Origin of the sequence: Pandoraea iniqua, from assembly GCF_902459685.1 — a bacterium.
Classification (GTDB): Bacteria; Pseudomonadota; Gammaproteobacteria; order Burkholderiales; family Burkholderiaceae; genus Pandoraea; species Pandoraea iniqua.
Genome location: NZ_CABPSF010000001.1, coordinates 661,362 through 677,467, shown reverse-complemented (window position 1 = coordinate 677,467; position 16,106 = coordinate 661,362). Strand labels below are relative to the sequence as shown.

The window sequence follows — 16,106 nt, the reverse complement described above, 5'->3', positions numbered from 1 at the left end:
ACCGATGCAGGCGAGTGAATTAGCCGAAGTTGTCAGTAGAACGGCCAGCGTTCGGCAGGTTTTGCCTGCGGTCGCAGGCGTTTCACGAGCGTATTACGTGATGAACCGGGCAACGTGTGTGATGGCTCGTAATGACTTTTCCGGCGCGTGAAATACGCCGGCGCTCGAAATACGACTACCGGCACCTCGCAACACCCGACCCCGCTGCACATGCTATGCGCTTCGCCCAATAAAAAAGCGGACTGTCTGGGACAGTCCGCTGCTTTTTTACTTCAACTGGCTTCGGGTTTTGGCCCGATGGCGCGCAGTCCGCTTCGATCGCGTCAGATAGCGTCGGCCACGCCGGCTTCGTGTGCCTGCACGTCAGCGTGATAGCTCGAACGCACCATCGCGCCCACTGCCGCATGCGTGAAGCCCATCTTGTAGGCCTCTTCTTCGAACATCTTGAAGGTGTCCGGAGTCACATAACGACGCACCGCGAGGTGGTGCTCCGACGGCTGGAGATACTGGCCGATCGTCAGCATGTCGACATTGTGGGCACGCAGATCGCGCATCACTTCCAGAATTTCCTCATCCGTCTCGCCCAGACCGACCATCAGGCCCGACTTCGTCGAAACGTCCGGATGCGCGGCCTTGAATTCCTTGAGCAACGTCAGCGAATGCTGATAGTCCGAGCCCGGACGCGCTTCCTTGTACAGGCGCGGCACCGTCTCGAGATTGTGGTTCATCACATCGGGCGGGGCAGCGTTGAGGATGCCCAGCGCACGGTCCAGACGCGCGCGGAAGTCCGGCGTCAGGATTTCGATGCGGGTCTGCGGCGAGAGCTCGCGCACGTGACGAATGCAATCGACAAAGTGCTGAGCACCGCCGTCGCGCAGGTCGTCACGGTCGACGCTGGTGATCACCACGTACTTCAGGCGCATTGCCGCGATGGTCTTCGCGAGGTTCAGCGGCTCGTCCACGTCGAGCGGGTCCGGACGGCCATGGCCCACGTCGCAGAACGGGCAACGGCGCGTGCACTTGTCGCCCATGATCATGAAGGTGGCCGTGCCTTTACCGAAGCACTCGCCGATATTCGGGCAGCTTGCCTCTTCACACACGGTGTGAAGGTTGTGCTCGCGCAAAATCTGCTTGATCTCGTAGAACCGCGACGTATGCGTCGCCGCCTTCACGCGAATCCAGTCCGGCTTCTTCAACCGCTCGATCGGCACGATCTTGATCGGGATGCGCGCCGTCTTGGCTTGCGACTTTTGCTTGGCGGTGGCGTCGTATTCGCCATCGATCGTGCGAACTTCCTTGCTCGCGGTGTCGTTCACGGTGGTGGTCATGATGGGGCTTTCCAGGCGTCCATTCAGGCGGCGGCGTTCGCGCTGGCCGCCGAGTCTGCGTGGGGCGCAGCGTCGGCGGGTGGCGCGGCATCGGCCGACGCGGGGTGCTGTTCGAGGTGATGGCCGAGTTGCTGCGCCAGTCGCGCGGCCACTTCGTCCCAGCGGGGGGCCACGCCGAGCGTGGCCATGTCTACGGTTTGCAAACCGGCGTAACCGCACGGATTGATCCAGTCGAACGGGCGCAAATCCATCGCGACGTTCAATGACACGCCGTGATAACTGCATCCGTTGCGGATTTTCAACCCGAGAGCGGCGATTTTCGCGCCAGCATGCGCTTCGGTGCCGTCGCCCGGGCTCACATAGATGCCCGGCGCGCCAGCCCGGCGCTCAACAGCGAGATTATACGCTCCAAGGGTATCAATCACCGCCTGCTCGATCAGCCGTACCAGTTCGCGCACGCCAAGCTTGCGGCGGCGCAGGTCTACGAGCAGATAAATCACCACTTGGCCGGGGCCGTGATACGTGATTTGGCCGCCACGGTCGACTTTGACGAGGGGAATGCCGCTATCGGCGATAAGCAGGTGAGCCGGGTCGCCGGCGAGTCCCAGCGTATAAACGGGGGGATGCTGGACGATCCAGAGTTGATCCGGGCCGTGCGCGCCACGCGCATCGGTGTAGGCGCGCATGGCGTCGAACGATGTGGCGTAGTCTTCGGTGCCGCGCCAGCACACTTCGATCGGGGAGGTCATGAACGCGATTTTAACGAAACCCGCCGCGTCTTGCTCGGACCGACGCGGCGAAGTTCACGCTCAAGCCGCACTTGTCTTCTTTGCTGGCGTTGCGCCCAGCCCCCGGGCATAGCATCCGGCCGCGACCAGAATCATCGCGCCGCCCAGCCATTGGGTCGGGTGCAACACGATGCCGAACGCCAGGAAGTCGACGGCCACCGCCACCACCGGATACACGAAGCCGAACACGGCAAGGCTCGACGTCGACGCCTTCTGGAACGCGCCGTACAGCAGCAGATACATGAAGGTCGTGTGGAACAGGCCCAATGTGACGATTGCGCCCACCTGACGGGGGCCGCCCGGGAGGTGCCCGAAATCGGCCATCCACACGAACACCACTGCGCCGATCACCATGTGCAGCGCGGCAATGATCTCCGGCCGAAGGGTGCCGGCCAGCTTCTTAGTGAATAACGTGGTCGCGGCATAGAGCGACGCCGCTGCCAGCGCGCTCGCCACGCCCAGCAGGTAGCCCGCGCCGTGCACGCCGCCCGGCTCAGCCAGAATCACCAGCCCTGCGAACGCCAGACCGAGAAACCCGAGGGTCGCCATCGATGGCCGCTCGCGCGTGATGATGGCGCTCGCCATGACCAGCAGGAACGGCTGAACGTTGTAGACCACCGTCGTGATGCCCACGGATGTGAGCTTGTAAGCGCTGAACAGGAAAAACCAGTTCGACACGAGGGTAATGGCCCCGAGCGTCACGTTCACAATCTGCCAGCGCGCCAGCCGCAAGCCGCGCCAGTAGCCGCGATACGCGCACCACAGGCACAGACTGGCCGCGCCGATCAGGCACCGGAAGAACACCACGTTGAGCGCCGGCTGCCCGGACATCAGCACGAAGTAGCCGATCGTGCCGGAAATCACCATCGCGGCGACCATCAGCCAGCGGCCCAGACGCTCGTCGGCATGGGCGTCCGGTGCGCCTTGCCCCGTGTTGCCGGGCTTAACCGGCGTGGAAGCGGCGAGTTGGGAAGCGACCGGCGTCGTACCAGCCGGCGTAGAACCTTGCGTCATTCAGTCAAATCTCCCGCTATCGCAGCGTATTTTCGTTTGATTATTGCGCGCCTTGATGTGAATTCAATTGACATCAAGTGAATGTTTAAAACGACTCACGCGCTCCGCAGCATCATCTGCCGCGAGAACGCGTGAAGTTTGACGGTTGTGGAAACCCACGAGGGCCGTTGGCCCGCAGGCAAATCAAGCGGCAGATGCGCAGGAATTCGCCTCACGTGCCGCACGACGCCCCGCCAGCCAGCGGCGCAGCTCGCGCACCAGCGGGAAACGATGCGCCACTTCGCGCTCCAGCTCGGCCTCAGCGCCGTCGTCCGACGACACCCAGTAACGGCGGCCCGGCTCCACGGCGAGGCGTTGCCCCGGCATCAGCCAGTAATCGCGCGGATCGCCGGCTCGCGTCACCCAGACTGCCGCACCGCGTGCGACGAGCGTATGCTCATGGTGCAAGTCGAGACTGACGACTTCGCCCGGCCGGATGCCGTAAAAATACTGGACCTTTGTCAAATTGTTTTGCATTTTACGACCCCCACTCAGTGCGAGACAATGACTGAATCATAGGGACTGCCAAGCGCTTAACCAAACGACATATTTTCACGGCCTTGCGAATAAAGCTCACATGGATCTTCGGAGACTTCCCAATCTGAGTGCTCTGCGCGCGTTCGAAGCGGCTGCGCGTCTGGAGAGTTTCTCCCGCGCGGCCGAGGAGCTGTTCGTCACGCACGGCGCCATCAGCCATCAGATTCGCGCGCTGGAGCAGGAACTGGGCACGCAGTTGTTTGCCCGCAACGGCAAGCGCATCAGCCTGACGGCGGCTGGCCGGCAGTACGCGGTGTCGATCCGTGCCGCGCTCGGCGATATCGCGCAGGCCACCCGCAAGTTGCAGGCAGGGACTCGCAGCGAACGGCGATTGGTGCTCACCACCATGCCGTCGTTCGCCAGCCGCTGGCTCACGCCGCGTATCGGGCGCTTCATCGACCGGCATCCCGAACTGGAAGTGGAGCTGCGTTGCAGCGCCGAGCTGATCGACTTCGAGCGCGACGACGTCGACATCGCCCTGCGCATGGGCAAGGGCAACTGGCCCGGCCTGCACATCGAAAAAGTGCTCGAAGACGTGTTCTTCCCCGCCTGCGCGCCGACCTACAACAGCGGGCGCCTGCCCCAGTCGGCGGCGGAATTGCGGCACAGCACGTTGTTACGCTCGGAGGGCGAGCCGTGGTCGCCATGGTTTGCGGCGGCCGGCTTCGATATTCCCGAGCCGACGCAGGGGATGATGTATCAGGATTCGGGGATGCTTTCGCAAGCGGCCATCGTTGGTCAGGGCGTGGCGCTGGTGCGGCGCTCGCTGGCGGTGGGCGACATCATGGCGGGGCGGCTGGTGCGCCTGTCGGATGTCGATACGCCGTGCGAATGGGATTACTACTTCGTGTGTCCGCCGGGGGTGCTGGAAACACAGCGCGTGCAAGCGTTTCGCACGTGGTTTCTGGAGGAAATGGCGGCTTTCGAGGCCGTGATGCATATGCAGCGCCGTCCGGCGCAGGCGAGCCCTGAAGCGCTCGCGGCCGGCATGGCGTCTACCGCAGGCACGCTGACGACGGACGCTCAGTTAGGGCTGGCACCGGCGCTACCGCCGGACGACGGCGCACCGACGCATGCGTGAATGCGGCGTGAATGTCGCCTGAGTACTCCATGAATACCGCACGAGTAACACGCCACCCGCATCGCGCGTGGCGTGTCACCCGACATCTCAACCGCGTTACAGCACGACCTTGACCATCGGGTGGCCGGTGAGTGCGCGATAGATGTCGTCGAGGTGGGCCTTCGAGTGGGCGCGCACCGTGACTGTCAGGCCGAGGTAATTCCCCGAACTCGACGGACGCATCTCGACGGTGGCCGCATCGAATTCGGCATCGAACTCGCGCAGCAGCGCCACGATGGCGTCCGCAAAATCCGGCTGCATCTTGCCCATCACCTTGATGGGAAAGTCGCACGGAAACTCCAGCAGACTTTCTTTGTTCTCCGGCGTCATAGCGCCTCCTTGGCTCGCTGATAAGCCGCATACAGTGCGCGGAAGACAGGGCCCGGCTTGCCGTCGCCCACCGGCTTATCGTCCAGACGCACGACGGCCAGCACTTCCTTGGTTGCCGACGTGATCAGCAGCTCGTCGGCGTTGCGCACTTCCTCTTCGGTCACCGGGCGCTCATGGAACGCCACGCCACATTCTTTGGCAAAGGCTTCGAGCGCGCCGTAGCGAATGCCTTCCAGAATGCGATTATCGCGCGGCGGCGCAAACATTTCACCGCCCTTGATCACCCACACGTTGCTCGACGACGCCTCGGTCAGGTAGCCATCGCGGAATTGCACCGTCTCCTGCACGTCGTGATCGGCCGCATATTGCGCCATCAGCACGTTACCCAGCAGCGAGGTCGACTTGATGTGGCAATTGAGCCAGCGACGGTCTTCGTGGGTCACGGCGCCCACACCGTGCTCGACCTTCTCGCGCGACGGCAGCGTGAGCGGCGTAGCAATGCCGAACACGGTCGGCGTGATGTCCTTCGGGAACGTGTGCTGACGCGGCGCCACGCCACGCGTGACCTGAACGTACACACTGTGCGGATCGGCGGCACACGTGGCCGACAGACGCGCGAAGAGCGCTTCCCATTCGGCACGGGTGTACGGGTTGGCAATGCGAATCTCGGCGAGGCTGCGCTCGAGACGGTCGAGATGCTGCGCCAGACGGAACGGCTTGCCGTGATAGACGGGCACGACTTCGTAAATGCCGTCGCCGAACAGGAAACCGCGATCGAGAACGGAAATCTTCGCGTCACTGAGCGGAATCAGGTCGCCATTGAGCCAGACGGTGGGGTTGTCCATGTTTGCAGGGGGCGCGTGTCGCGCACGACTAAATTGCAAAACGCGCCCCTGGGGCGCGCCTCGCGTTTGCCGGCCTGACCTGACCGGCGAGGCGCCGATCCGTCATGCGGCTCGGCCATACCCCCATGCCCCGACGCGCACGCGTCAGGGCACGGGATCGTCCTTACTTCTTCATGAACATCAGGCGCAGCGCATCCCATGCGCGGCCGATGAAGCTTGCTTGTGCCACGTCGGCCAGCGCCACGACCGGGAATTCGGCCAGTTGCTTGCCGTCGGCCATGACCTTGACGGTGCCGACCTGCGCGCCGTTCGCGATCGGGGCGATCAGCGGCTCACGCAGTTCGAGCTGCGGCTTGATCTTGTCGGCCACGCCCTTCGGCACGGTGATGAACGTGTCTTTCTTCACGCCGATCTTCAGCTCGCTTTCCTTGCCCTTCCACACCTTGGGCGTGGCCACGACCTGATTCGCGCCGTAGACACGCAGCGTGTCGAAGTTCTGATAGCCGTAGTTCAGCGCCGAGAGGCTGTCCTGCACGCGTGCGCGCTCGGTCGGCTCACCCACCACGACCGACAGCACGCGGCGGTTCACACCGGGCGTACCCGGCAGCGGACGCGAGGCCGTCGACACGAGGCAGTAACCTGCTTCCTTCGTATGGCCGGTCTTCAGGCCGTCGACGGTCGGGTCGAGCGACAGCAGGCGGTTACGGTTCGGCTGGCGGATGTTGTTGTACGTGAAGCTCTTCTCCGAGTAGATCTTGTAGTACTCGGGGAAGTCTTGAATCATGTGCGTCGACAGCGTGGCGATATCGGCCACCGTCGTGTAGTGCTGCGGGTCGGTCAGGCCGTCGACGTTGGTGTAGTGCGTGTTCTTCAGGCCAAGACGCTGCGCGGCACGGTTCATCAGTTCGACAAAGCCCGGCTGCGAGCCGCCGATGAGTTCGGCCAGCGCGATGGACGCGTCGTTACCCGATTGAATGATCATGCCGTACACCAGATCGTGCACGGAGACCGGCTTGCCCGCTTCGATGAACGTGCGCGACTCGTCGCGGCCCACCTTGCGCACCGATTCGCCCGGAATGACGGTCTGATCCATCGAAATGCGCTTGTCGCGCAGCGCTTCGAAGACCAGATACGAGGTCATGATCTTCGTGAGCGAAGCCGGCTCCACCCGCGCTTCCGGATCGCCGGCTGCGAGCACCTGACCGCTGGTGACGTCGACGATCGTCCACGCCTTGGCCGACATCGGCGGCGGCGGAATCTGTTGAGCACGGGCCGGGAGTGCAGCAAGCGAGCCACAAGCGACGAGCGCCGCGGCAGCGGCGGCACGGGACAGCGAAGCGTTGAATTTCATTGGCGAAGAGAGAAACGAAGTGAGGCTCAGGGGCATCTGCGCTTGATTGAGCACCGCGCGCACTGTCGCGATTGGAAAAACACGAAAGCGGCACGGTGAAGAGGACAGCGGCACCGAAGTGCCGGTGCCAGGCATGTCGGAAACAATAGACCCGGCATCGCCTGACAGGTTCAGGAACGAATTATACCCGCCGTGATTTGCGTACCCCAGCGTCGGGAGGGTTACCGCCCGAAATCCGCCCGATGTGTGTCAATAGCGCCACGCATCGACCACGATCTGCTTGAGCAGCGGCAGCAGGCCGTGGAAGAAGTGCTCACCACCGGGGATGACCACTACTGGCAGCGTTTGCGGACGCGCCCAGTCGAGCACCGACTGGAGCGGCACTGTGTCGTCCACTTCGCCGTGAATGACGAGCGTGTCGGCCGGCACGAGCGCCACATCCCAGTTGCTCGCGGCGGTGCCGACGAACACGAGACGTTGCGCGGGGGTGCCGGCGTCGGCCAGCGTTTTGGCCACGTGCGAGAGCACGAACGTGCCGAACGAGAAGCCCGCCAGCGCGAGCGGGGGCGTGTCCCAGCCCGGTTGCTGACGCATCCAGTCGATGACGGCCAGCAAGTCGTCGCGCTCGCCAATGCCCTTGTCGTGCTCGCCTTCCGACTTGCCGACACCGCGGAAATTCGGGCGCACGACGGCGTAGCCGAGTTGCACGAAGGCGCGCGCCAGCGTCTGGGCAACCTTGTTATCGAGGGTGCCGCCGAAGAGCGGGTGCGGATGCGCTACCAGCGTGATGCCGCGCAATTCGCCCGCCGGACGGTCGATAGCGATTTCAATGGCCCCGACCGGGCCGTCGATGGTAAAGCGTTCGGTTTGAGCGTTCATGAGTGATGCGTGACGTGAAGCCTGATGAAAGCGGGTGAGTCCGGCAATGCCCGGTCGCGCCGGGATTGCCTCGTGATTCTGGTATCGCCTGATAAGACCCGAACGCGCGCCTGAACGCGCGCCTTAACGCGCACGACGGGCCGCGTCAGTCGATCAGCAGACGTTCGACGATTTCGCCTTGCGCCAAATGCTTTTCGACGATCTCATCGATATCGGTCTCATCGATGTACGTGTACCAAGTCCCTTCGGGGTAGATCACTACGACCGGGCCCAGTTCGCAGCGATCAAGGCAACCGGCCTTGTTCACCCGCACTTTGCCGGGTCCGGCCAGCCCGAGTTGCTTGACCTTCTTCTTCGCGTATTCCTGCATCGCCTGAGCGTTGCAATTCGCACAAGAAGGCCGGTCCGCGCCCGGTTCGCGCTGATTCAGACAAAAAAAGACGTGATGCTGGTAGTACTGCGCCTGAGTGGACATGTCGGTCGCTCTGTGGGGGTTGGCAACGTTGTTGCGGGCCATTCTAACCGACCTTCCCGGTGGTGCGCGCCGGCCCGCGATGGCTCGGATCGAACATCGCCAGCAGGTAAATCAGCACCAGATACGGCCACGTCCACGCGAGCCAACGTGCCAGCACGTTGAAGTGCACATAGCGGCCCTGACGCCACGACTGCAACGCCGCCTCGTAGTACGGGTTGGCGGGCAACAGGTTCACGAAAACCAGCAGAACGATCAGCGCCGCCAGCGCCACAGCACCGCGTAACACGCGCGGTCCGCGCGCCGCCACCATCAGCACGAGCGTGCCGACGATCAGCCCGTAGATCGCGCCGGTCGTCACCCAATCGAACGCCTGCGCAGGCGAAAACTGCCACGCCGAGGCGGCAGCCTTGATCGCGAACGCGCTGATGAACATCGCGCAAAGCAGCGGCACACGCGGTGCGCCGCGCCGCATGGCAAGCGTCGCGAGCAGCCCGGCCAGAATGGTGCCGCTGGCAGTCACCACGGTCTCCCACAGCGCATGACTCGCCACGGCGTCGAGTGCCGACAGATAGTCCTGCAACTGTCCGAGACGCGGCACCCAATCCAGCACGAGATCGGTGATGTCCGGGTCTTGCCAGAGCCAGATCTGACGCACCAGATCGCCGTCGCCGAAGAGAAACTGCTGCGGATATGCCTGCGCCCACGGCCACAACGCCAGCAGCACGAGCAACACGCTCGCATGCCGTTCGAACCACGCGAAGCGCAGATGCCGCAGCCACCCGCGATCGAGCAACGGACTCGTGAGCGGTACCGCGAGCGCACCGCCGATCAGTGCCCCCAGCGCATTCGTCGCGAGATCGACGTTCGAGGCCACGCGTGTGGGCAAATACGTTTGCAACGCTTCCATGCCGCCCGACAGCAGCGTGCCGAGCACAAACGCTGCGAAGACCGCACGCGTGCCGCGCCACGCCGGATGCAACGCCAGCACCGTGAGCATGCCGAGGGGGATGTAACCCAGCACGTTGGTGACGACATCGAACATCGTCATCCAGCGCGGCAATGGCGCGAACAGATAGTCGAACGGGCCGACCACCGCACGCTGGAATTCGAACGGATACAGGCTCGCGTACGCGATAAGCAAGATCAGACAAAGCAGCGCCTGACGCGTAAGCGGCGAGGCACGTCGTTGCCAGGGTTTGATGTCCGGCTCGGGCATTGACGCTGAGGCGCTAGCGGGCAGCGGCCGTCGGCGACGAAACGCCCGGCGTGGTATCCGATCGCGGCACCGTTGCGGGGACCGCACGCGACGTTGGCGTCGAGCGCGTCGTAGTCGACGGCGCCGGCACTCGGCCCGCCAACCACTGGATCAGTTGCGTCTGCACCGCATCGCTCGCTGCGGCAAGGGCACGCGCGCCACCGGCCGCATCGGCCGTGGCTGCGGGTGCCTGCGCGCGCAGTGTCGTTTGCGCGAGCAGCTTCGGCCCGTCGAACAACGTCGCACGAATCTGCACCACACCGTGACTGGTCGACGCACTGTCGAAGTACTGCGCGAATTCGTCGAGTTCGACACGCAACGCCGGTGCCGCTGTCGGATCGCCGGCAGCCAGCACCGGCCGGTCGACCGCGAGCGCGACACGCAGCCGGTCACCGAACAACCGGGCCGGCGACGCGAGCCAACGGCTGTTGGCGTAGACACGCGCCTGATCGCCATCGCTGGCCGGCAAGCGGTAATAAATCAGATCGGAATCCAGCCAGTTCGGCGCATTGACGACGACCTTGAGCGGCGACTGGCGCGCGGCACCCGATGCAGCGGCATTTGCCGTGTTGGCGATGTCGGGCGTCCCCGTGGACGCCCCGGATGTCGATGATGTCGATGATGCCGATGATGCCGCTGGCATCGTCGGCGGGCCGAGGTCGTAGCGAGCCAATGCGCCAGAGGGCGTACTCGTTGCACACCCAGCCACGAGTGCCACCGCACCTGCGGCAAGCACGAGCGTGCGCAGGGCACCACGAATGGATTCAAGCATGTCGGTATCCTTTTGCAATTCGGTCGCGCCTCTCATCGGCCCGCTCCACCGGGCCACACGAAGCCCGACTCACCCGGTCCGGGCGGTGGCGGCGACGTGCCGAAGAGCAGCGCGCGCGGATTGCGATTGATCGTCTCGGCGGCTTGCCCCACCGCCTGCGTCGTCGTGCGCAGATCGTCGGACAACGTGTTCAAGCGCGGCAATGCCTCTTGTTGCAGCGAGCCCTCGAAGGTCTGCGTGGTCGCCTGAAACGCCGCCAGACTCGACGCCGCCTGATCGGCCGCGCGTCCCACACTATCGAGATTGCGCACCAGCGGGCCCTGCGGGTCGGTCAATTGGCCCGCCAACTTGTTCGCGCCGGCCAGCGTGCCGTTCAGCTCACGCACGGTCTCAGGCAGTTGTTTGGTCACCGGCTCCAGTTGTTGCGCCACGCGATTCACGCTCTGCGCGGCCATCTTCACGCTGTTGACCGAGTCGATCACGGCCTGCCGATTATCGGCAGACAGCAATTGATTCACAGACGAACTCGCCTGCTCAAGCTGGCGCACGAGCGTGTTGCCGCGGTTCTGCAATTCGTCGATAAAGCTCGGACGCAAACGCAACTGCGCGACCTGCGTCTCCGAGGACGGCAGCAACGTCCGGTCGCGGCCATCGTCATCGAGTTGCACGAAAGCCAGCCCCGTCACGCCCTGATAACTCAGCGTGGCGTACGTCGACTTGGTCATCGGCGTGCCTTCGTTCACGAGAATACGAATCAGGATCTGCCCCGGCGTGCGCGGATCGAACTTGATCGAATCGACCTTGCCCACGGCCAGACCGCGATAGCGCACGGCGGACTCGGGATTCAGACCGTTCACGTTCGTGCGAGAGACCAGATCGTAGGGCACGCGCACACGATTGTCGCGGTTGAACCAGTACACGGCCGCCGCGACCGCCGTGAGCAACACCAGCGTGAACAGGCCCGCCATGAAGGCGTGCGATTTATTTTCCATCGTCGAGTAACTCCGAAATCTTGTGACGCCGCGCAGCGGGCAAGGCCAGCAACGCGCGTCTGCCGCGCTCACCGAGGAAGAAGCTATGAATGAAGGGATGATCGACGCGCACTACGTCTTCGACAGGCGCGTTGATGAGCACCTTGCGATCGGCCAGCACCGCCACCCGCGTGGCAAGCATCATCACCGTATCGAGATCGTGCGTGACCATCACCACGGTCAGTCCCAGCGAGCGGTGCAGGCCGCGAATCATGTCGACGAATTCGTCCGACGCCTGCGGATCGAGCCCTGCCGTCGGCTCGTCGAGAAACAACAGCTCAGGCTCCAGTGCAATCGCGCGCGCAATACCGACCCGCTTGATCATCCCGCCCGACAACTCGGACGGCATCCGGTTCGCCATGCGTCCCGACAGCCCGGCCATCTCGAGCTTGTACATCACCACATCGCGGATCAGATCTTCCGACAGCGTATGCAGTTCGCGCAGCGGCTGCGCGATGTTGTCGAACACTGTCATCGCCGAGAAGAGCGCACCGCGCTGGAACAGCATGCCCGAACGGCGGCGCAGCAAATGCGCCGTGCGCCGGTCGATCATCGTGATGTCGTGGCCGAAGACGCTGATATGACCGCTGGTCGGCGCCTCCAGCCCAATGATCTGGCGGATCAGCGTCGTTTTCCCCGACCCTGAACCGCCCACCAACGCGATGATCTCGCTCTGACGCACGGTTAGATCGAGATGCTCGTGAATCGTATGCGTGCCATAGCGCTTCGTGAGATCGCGCACTTCGATGACAGGCTCGGCGTCGCCAGCCAACGTGGCCGCAACCGGCGGACAGCCGGCCGTGCCGGGGCGTGCCACATCGGACAATTCCGTCGCGCTGGCGCCCGACGCCTTTGAGAGATCGCGGATCGTGGATTCGCTCATCAGCCGATCCCCACGTTGCGGAACAGAATCGCGAACACCGCGTCGGCCAGAATCACCACCGTGATCGACGTCACCACCGACTGCGTCGTGCCCTCGCCCAGACTCTGCGTATTCGGTTTGACGCGCATGCCGAAGTGGCACGCGACCAGCGCGATCAACATGCCGAACACCACGCCCTTGCCAAGGCCGATCCAGAGGTTGGCGATGCGCACGGCGTTAGGCAGCGTCGTGAAAAAGTAGTGCAGGCCGATCCCGAGTTCGTACTTCGCGGCCAGTGCCCCGCCGAGCAGTGCAACGACGTTCGTCCACATGACCAGCAATGGCATCGCAATGGCCAGCGCAATGACCTTGGGCAAGATGAGGCGAAGGCTGTGCGAGATGTCCATCACGCGCATGGCATCGAGTTCTTCGGTCACGCGCATGACGCCGAGTTGCGCCGTGATTGCCGAGCCCGAGCGCCCCGCCACCAGAATGGCCGAGAGCACCGGCCCCAGCTCGCGAATCACCGACAGGCCGAGAATGTTCACGATGAACGTGCTCGCACCGTACAACTTCAGTTGCTGCGCGGACAGATAAGACAGCACGATGCCGATCAGAAACGCCACCAGTGCCGTAATGCCGAGCGCCTTGGCGCCGGCGCTGTAGATATTGGCGGACATCTCGAGCCACGGCGCGCGCATCGGGTGCCGCACCACGCGTCCGAGGTCGATGACGAACCGGCCGAACATCGAAATACCGCCGCGCAGGTGATCGCCGAGCGAAAACAGCGAGTAGCCCAACCGGCTCACCGGATCGACATAGCGCGTCGGCACCGGGCTCTGCCGCGTACGATCGAACTCGGCAAGGTGATCGAAGAGCGCGCGCTGCGTCGGCGTGAGCGCGATCTGCTTGGGGAAGCGGCGATTCCAGTACCGCCACAAGGCCTGTGCCCCCACGTGATCGAGACGCTCGACGCAGGTGAGATCCCACGCGAGTTCGCCACTGGGCAGCGCGTGGACGAGTTGAAGCAACATCTTCTTGCGCTGTGAGAGCGCAAGCGCTGTCCACAGCCCGCGCAGCATCACCACCGGGCCTTGCGGCGTGGGGGACAGCTCCAGGGTGGGCACGGCATCGAGATTCAAAACTGGGGGTCTCCTGACGACAGGACCAAATAGGACCAAACAGGACCGGGCGGAATCCGGCAAAACGCGGTCATTGTACGGTACAGGCGCTACCGGTCGATGGCAACCCGATGGCGGCCGAAAACGTGCCGGAATCGGCCGAGTTTCGACTCGGATGATGCCGAAAAATGCCCGTGATTGCAGGGCACTGCGGCGCGGCGCAAGCCCCGCCGTTACAATAGCAGCCATGAATAAAGCCGCCATCCATGCCACCGACACTGCCGCCCGCCGTCTTGATCGGGACGGCGTCCGAGCGCGCCTTGGCGCGGCCTGCCGCGACTGGCAAATCGAAGTGGTCGACACCACTGGCTCCACCAATCTGGACCTGCTCTCCCGCTTGCGCGAAGACGCCTCGAGCGCGCCGGTGGTGCGTGCCGCCATGGTGCAGACGGCCGGACGCGGCCAGCGCGGTCGCGCATGGCAGAGCCTGCCCGGCGACAGCCTGACGTTCTCACTCGCCTATGTCTTGCCGGGCGGCCCCGCCGAGTTGGCCGGCCTGTCGCTGGCGACGGGCGTGGCGGTTGTCGAAGGTTTGTCGGACCTGCCGCTGTCGGCGCCTCAGGCGCTCGGCCTGAAGTGGCCCAACGATGTGCTGCTTCGCGGCGGCAAGCTTGCCGGCATTCTGATCGAAACCGTGCCCGCCGGCCCGGGCCGCATTGGCGTCGTCATCGGTATCGGCGTCAATCTGCGTCAGGCGAGCGACGTCGCGGCGCGCATCGATGGCGCCTCGGCAACTTCGGATGACAAGACCGGTGCCGCACCGAGCCATGCGCCGTCCTCCACGACCTCCACGACCTCTACGGCCATCCCCGCCACACCGCCCGCAGCCCTCGAATCGATTCTTCCCGCCCCTGACATGACATCCGTGCTTGCCGCACTGATCCAACGGCTTGCTGCCATGCTCGACCGTTTCGCCGAGCAAGGTTTTGGCGCCTTCCGCGAAGACTGGGAAGCCATGCACGCGTACAGCGGCGCCTCGATTCGGGTCATCGAGCACGGGCGCGACCTGCTGCACGGCGTTGCGCTCGGCGTCGATACGCAGGGCTGCCTGCGTGTGGCGACCGATGGCGGCGAGCGCGCCATCGCCAGCGGCGAGGTCTCCGTGCGACTTATCAATACGTCTGCCGATGCCCCAACGGCTACCGATGCCGATGCTGATGCCGATGCACCGTCAGCCTTGCGAGGAGGCCGCCGATGAACGCATCGAAGACGGCCAAGGACACGGCGGCGACGTCGATGACTACGACAACGACGGCACAGACACCTTCGCCAACGCCCACTGGCGCTTTAGCGAAAGCGCCATGGCTGCTGGTCGACGCCGGCAATAGCCGAATCAAGTGGGCACTCGCACCCGCGGAGCGTCCGGACGACTGGCGGGCGGCCGCGCCGGCGTTTCTCGCCAGCGGTGCCGTCGACCACGCCGAATGGCGCACGCTCGCGACACAGATTCGCGCTGGGTGGTCGGCATTGGCGAACGGCGCATCCCCACGCACATCGGACGCCCCCCACTTCGCACCCAACACCGCACCGCTCGCCATTGGACAAGGCGGGCAGGACGACGGCTTCATTTGTCCGGAGCCCGCTGGCGTGTGGCTAGCCAATGTCGCCGGTGAGGCGGCCGAGCAAGCCGTACGCATGACACTGCAAACGCTGTGGGGGATGGCGTCGTCCGACTGGCTACAGGTCTTGCGCGCGAGCGAAACGCGCGCCGGGGTGCGCAACGGTTACGACACGCCGACGCAGTTGGGCAGCGACCGCTGGGCCAGTCTGATTGGCGCGCACGCGGCATGGCCGGGGGAACACCTGTTGATCGTCACGCTTGGCACGGCAACGACCGTCGAAGCGTTGCGCGCCGACGGTGACTACCTCGGCGGCCTGATCGCCCCGGGGCCGGCGCTGATGTTGCGCTCGCTCGCGCAGGGCACCGCCCAGTTGCCGACGCTGGACGCCACCATGCCGAGTGGCGGCCAAGACTTCGCGCGCAACACGACCGACGCGATTCTGCGCGGATGCCTCGCTGCGCAAGCTGGGCTCGTCGAACGGAATCACGCGCAACTGCAAGCCCGACTCGGCGCACCGGTACGGTGTGTGCTGTCCGGCGGCGCGCGTCAGGCGCTGGCGCAAACACTCACCCTGCCGTTCACCGAACACGATCAACTCGTGCCCGCCGGGTTGTACGAGGTCGCGATTCGCGCGGCCGCCGACGCGGCATCGCTCACAGGTTCAGTGCCTTCGCCATCGGCCAAGATGACCCCACAAGATTCGCGCCAAACCCGACGTGCGCCCGGAGGTGCCTGAG

The 16,106-nt window shown here is 64.4% G+C and carries 17 protein-coding genes; 3 read left to right on the top strand and 14 right to left on the bottom strand.

What is annotated here, in order from left to right:
- Window positions 1-323: 323 nt before the first annotated feature.
- The 4 genes from lipA to PIN31009_RS02955 all read right to left on the bottom strand — a co-directional run bounded on the left by lipA (window position 324) and on the right by PIN31009_RS02955 (window position 3,634).
- The gene (gene lipA, locus PIN31009_RS02970; protein ID WP_058377052.1) at window positions 324-1,328 is read right to left on the bottom strand and encodes a lipoyl synthase; all 1,005 of its coding nucleotides are present in this window, start codon (window positions 1,326-1,328) and stop codon (window positions 324-326) included.
- 23 nt (window positions 1,329-1,351) lie between these two features.
- Window positions 1,352-2,077 (bottom strand): lipoyl(octanoyl) transferase LipB, encoded by a 726-nt coding sequence (gene lipB, locus PIN31009_RS02965; protein WP_150789250.1) that lies wholly within the window; start codon window positions 2,075-2,077, stop codon window positions 1,352-1,354.
- 60 nt (window positions 2,078-2,137) lie between these two features.
- A complete protein-coding gene (locus tag PIN31009_RS02960; protein WP_150789249.1) occupies window positions 2,138-3,130 on the bottom strand; it encodes a DMT family transporter in 993 nt (330 codons plus the stop codon).
- A gap of 183 nt (window positions 3,131-3,313) precedes the next feature.
- The gene (locus tag PIN31009_RS02955; protein WP_176399109.1) at window positions 3,314-3,634 is read right to left on the bottom strand and encodes a DUF2917 domain-containing protein; all 321 of its coding nucleotides are present in this window, start codon (window positions 3,632-3,634) and stop codon (window positions 3,314-3,316) included.
- A gap of 112 nt (window positions 3,635-3,746) precedes the next feature.
- Between PIN31009_RS02955 and PIN31009_RS02950 the strand changes: the two genes are divergently transcribed.
- Window positions 3,747-4,787 (top strand): transcriptional regulator GcvA, encoded by a 1,041-nt coding sequence (locus PIN31009_RS02950; RefSeq protein WP_087689974.1) that lies wholly within the window; start codon window positions 3,747-3,749, stop codon window positions 4,785-4,787.
- Between the two features lie 96 nt (window positions 4,788-4,883).
- Here PIN31009_RS02950 and PIN31009_RS02945 read toward each other — a convergent pair whose 3' ends face one another.
- The 10 genes from PIN31009_RS02945 to PIN31009_RS02900 form a co-directional block, all read right to left on the bottom strand.
- Complete coding sequence (locus tag PIN31009_RS02945) at window positions 4,884-5,156, bottom strand: DUF493 family protein (protein ID WP_150682935.1); 273 nt, start codon at window positions 5,154-5,156, stop codon at window positions 4,884-4,886.
- Window positions 5,153-6,001 (bottom strand): D-amino acid aminotransferase, encoded by an 849-nt coding sequence (locus PIN31009_RS02940; RefSeq protein WP_150789248.1) that lies wholly within the window; start codon window positions 5,999-6,001, stop codon window positions 5,153-5,155. Before PIN31009_RS02940 ends, PIN31009_RS02945 begins: the two co-directional genes overlap by 4 nt.
- A gap of 163 nt (window positions 6,002-6,164) precedes the next feature.
- Window positions 6,165-7,388, bottom strand: coding sequence for a D-alanyl-D-alanine carboxypeptidase family protein (locus PIN31009_RS02935; RefSeq protein ID WP_425495455.1), 1,224 nt, complete (start codon window positions 7,386-7,388; stop codon window positions 6,165-6,167).
- A gap of 213 nt (window positions 7,389-7,601) precedes the next feature.
- Window positions 7,602-8,231 (bottom strand): alpha/beta hydrolase, encoded by a 630-nt coding sequence (locus PIN31009_RS02930; RefSeq protein ID WP_150682932.1) that lies wholly within the window; start codon window positions 8,229-8,231, stop codon window positions 7,602-7,604.
- A gap of 145 nt (window positions 8,232-8,376) precedes the next feature.
- Window positions 8,377-8,706, bottom strand: a complete 330-nt coding sequence (locus PIN31009_RS02925) for a (2Fe-2S) ferredoxin domain-containing protein (protein ID WP_150682931.1) — start codon at window positions 8,704-8,706, stop codon at window positions 8,377-8,379.
- A 43-nt stretch (window positions 8,707-8,749) separates the two neighbouring features.
- Window positions 8,750-9,922, bottom strand: a complete 1,173-nt coding sequence (locus PIN31009_RS02920) for a VanZ family protein (protein ID WP_150789247.1) — start codon at window positions 9,920-9,922, stop codon at window positions 8,750-8,752.
- A 13-nt stretch (window positions 9,923-9,935) separates the two neighbouring features.
- Window positions 9,936-10,733: an ABC-type transport auxiliary lipoprotein family protein gene (locus PIN31009_RS02915; RefSeq protein WP_150789246.1), complete on the bottom strand. Its 798-nt coding sequence runs from the start codon at window positions 10,731-10,733 to the stop codon at window positions 9,936-9,938.
- A 32-nt stretch (window positions 10,734-10,765) separates the two neighbouring features.
- Window positions 10,766-11,725: an MlaD family protein gene (locus PIN31009_RS02910; RefSeq protein ID WP_150789245.1), complete on the bottom strand. Its 960-nt coding sequence runs from the start codon at window positions 11,723-11,725 to the stop codon at window positions 10,766-10,768.
- Window positions 11,715-12,647: an ABC transporter ATP-binding protein gene (locus tag PIN31009_RS02905; protein WP_150789244.1), complete on the bottom strand. Its 933-nt coding sequence runs from the start codon at window positions 12,645-12,647 to the stop codon at window positions 11,715-11,717. The genes PIN31009_RS02910 and PIN31009_RS02905 overlap by 11 nt, the downstream gene beginning before the upstream one ends.
- Window positions 12,647-13,768 (bottom strand): MlaE family ABC transporter permease, encoded by a 1,122-nt coding sequence (locus PIN31009_RS02900; RefSeq protein WP_425495454.1) that lies wholly within the window; start codon window positions 13,766-13,768, stop codon window positions 12,647-12,649. The genes PIN31009_RS02905 and PIN31009_RS02900 overlap by 1 nt, the downstream gene beginning before the upstream one ends.
- Window positions 13,769-13,994: 226 nt before the next feature.
- Between PIN31009_RS02900 and PIN31009_RS02895 the strand changes: the two genes are divergently transcribed.
- Window positions 13,995-15,005 carry a biotin--[acetyl-CoA-carboxylase] ligase gene (locus PIN31009_RS02895; RefSeq protein ID WP_174996907.1) on the top strand — a complete coding sequence of 337 codons (1,011 nt, stop codon included), beginning with the start codon at window positions 13,995-13,997 and terminating at the stop codon, window positions 15,003-15,005.
- The gene (locus tag PIN31009_RS02890; RefSeq protein ID WP_246185486.1) at window positions 15,002-16,105 is read left to right on the top strand and encodes a type III pantothenate kinase; all 1,104 of its coding nucleotides are present in this window, start codon (window positions 15,002-15,004) and stop codon (window positions 16,103-16,105) included. The genes PIN31009_RS02895 and PIN31009_RS02890 overlap by 4 nt, the downstream gene beginning before the upstream one ends.
- Window position 16,106: the final 1 nt, after the last annotated feature.

Excerpts from the sequence above, each read along its gene's own strand:
- lipA (WP_058377052.1), bottom strand. The coding sequence starts at position 1,328 with ATGACCACCACCGTGAACGACACCGCGAGCAAGGAAGTTCGCACGATC.
- lipB (WP_150789250.1), bottom strand. The coding sequence starts at position 2,077 with ATGACCTCCCCGATCGAAGTGTGCTGGCGCGGCACCGAAGACTACGCC.
- PIN31009_RS02960 (WP_150789249.1), bottom strand. The coding sequence starts at position 3,130 with ATGACGCAAGGTTCTACGCCGGCTGGTACGACGCCGGTCGCTTCCCAA.
- PIN31009_RS02950 (WP_087689974.1), top strand. The coding sequence starts at position 3,747 with ATGGATCTTCGGAGACTTCCCAATCTGAGTGCTCTGCGCGCGTTCGAA.
- PIN31009_RS02945 (WP_150682935.1), bottom strand. The coding sequence starts at position 5,156 with ATGACGCCGGAGAACAAAGAAAGTCTGCTGGAGTTTCCGTGCGACTTT.
- PIN31009_RS02940 (WP_150789248.1), bottom strand. The coding sequence starts at position 6,001 with ATGGACAACCCCACCGTCTGGCTCAATGGCGACCTGATTCCGCTCAGT.
- PIN31009_RS02935 (WP_425495455.1), bottom strand. The coding sequence starts at position 7,388 with ATGCCCCTGAGCCTCACTTCGTTTCTCTCTTCGCCAATGAAATTCAAC.
- PIN31009_RS02930 (WP_150682932.1), bottom strand. The coding sequence starts at position 8,231 with ATGAACGCTCAAACCGAACGCTTTACCATCGACGGCCCGGTCGGGGCC.
- PIN31009_RS02925 (WP_150682931.1), bottom strand. The coding sequence starts at position 8,706 with ATGTCCACTCAGGCGCAGTACTACCAGCATCACGTCTTTTTTTGTCTG.
- PIN31009_RS02920 (WP_150789247.1), bottom strand. The coding sequence starts at position 9,922 with ATGCCCGAGCCGGACATCAAACCCTGGCAACGACGTGCCTCGCCGCTT.
- PIN31009_RS02915 (WP_150789246.1), bottom strand. The coding sequence starts at position 10,733 with ATGCTTGAATCCATTCGTGGTGCCCTGCGCACGCTCGTGCTTGCCGCA.
- PIN31009_RS02910 (WP_150789245.1), bottom strand. The coding sequence starts at position 11,725 with ATGGAAAATAAATCGCACGCCTTCATGGCGGGCCTGTTCACGCTGGTG.
- PIN31009_RS02905 (WP_150789244.1), bottom strand. The coding sequence starts at position 12,647 with ATGAGCGAATCCACGATCCGCGATCTCTCAAAGGCGTCGGGCGCCAGC.
- PIN31009_RS02895 (WP_174996907.1), top strand. The coding sequence starts at position 13,995 with ATGAATAAAGCCGCCATCCATGCCACCGACACTGCCGCCCGCCGTCTT.
- PIN31009_RS02890 (WP_246185486.1), top strand. The coding sequence starts at position 15,002 with ATGAACGCATCGAAGACGGCCAAGGACACGGCGGCGACGTCGATGACT.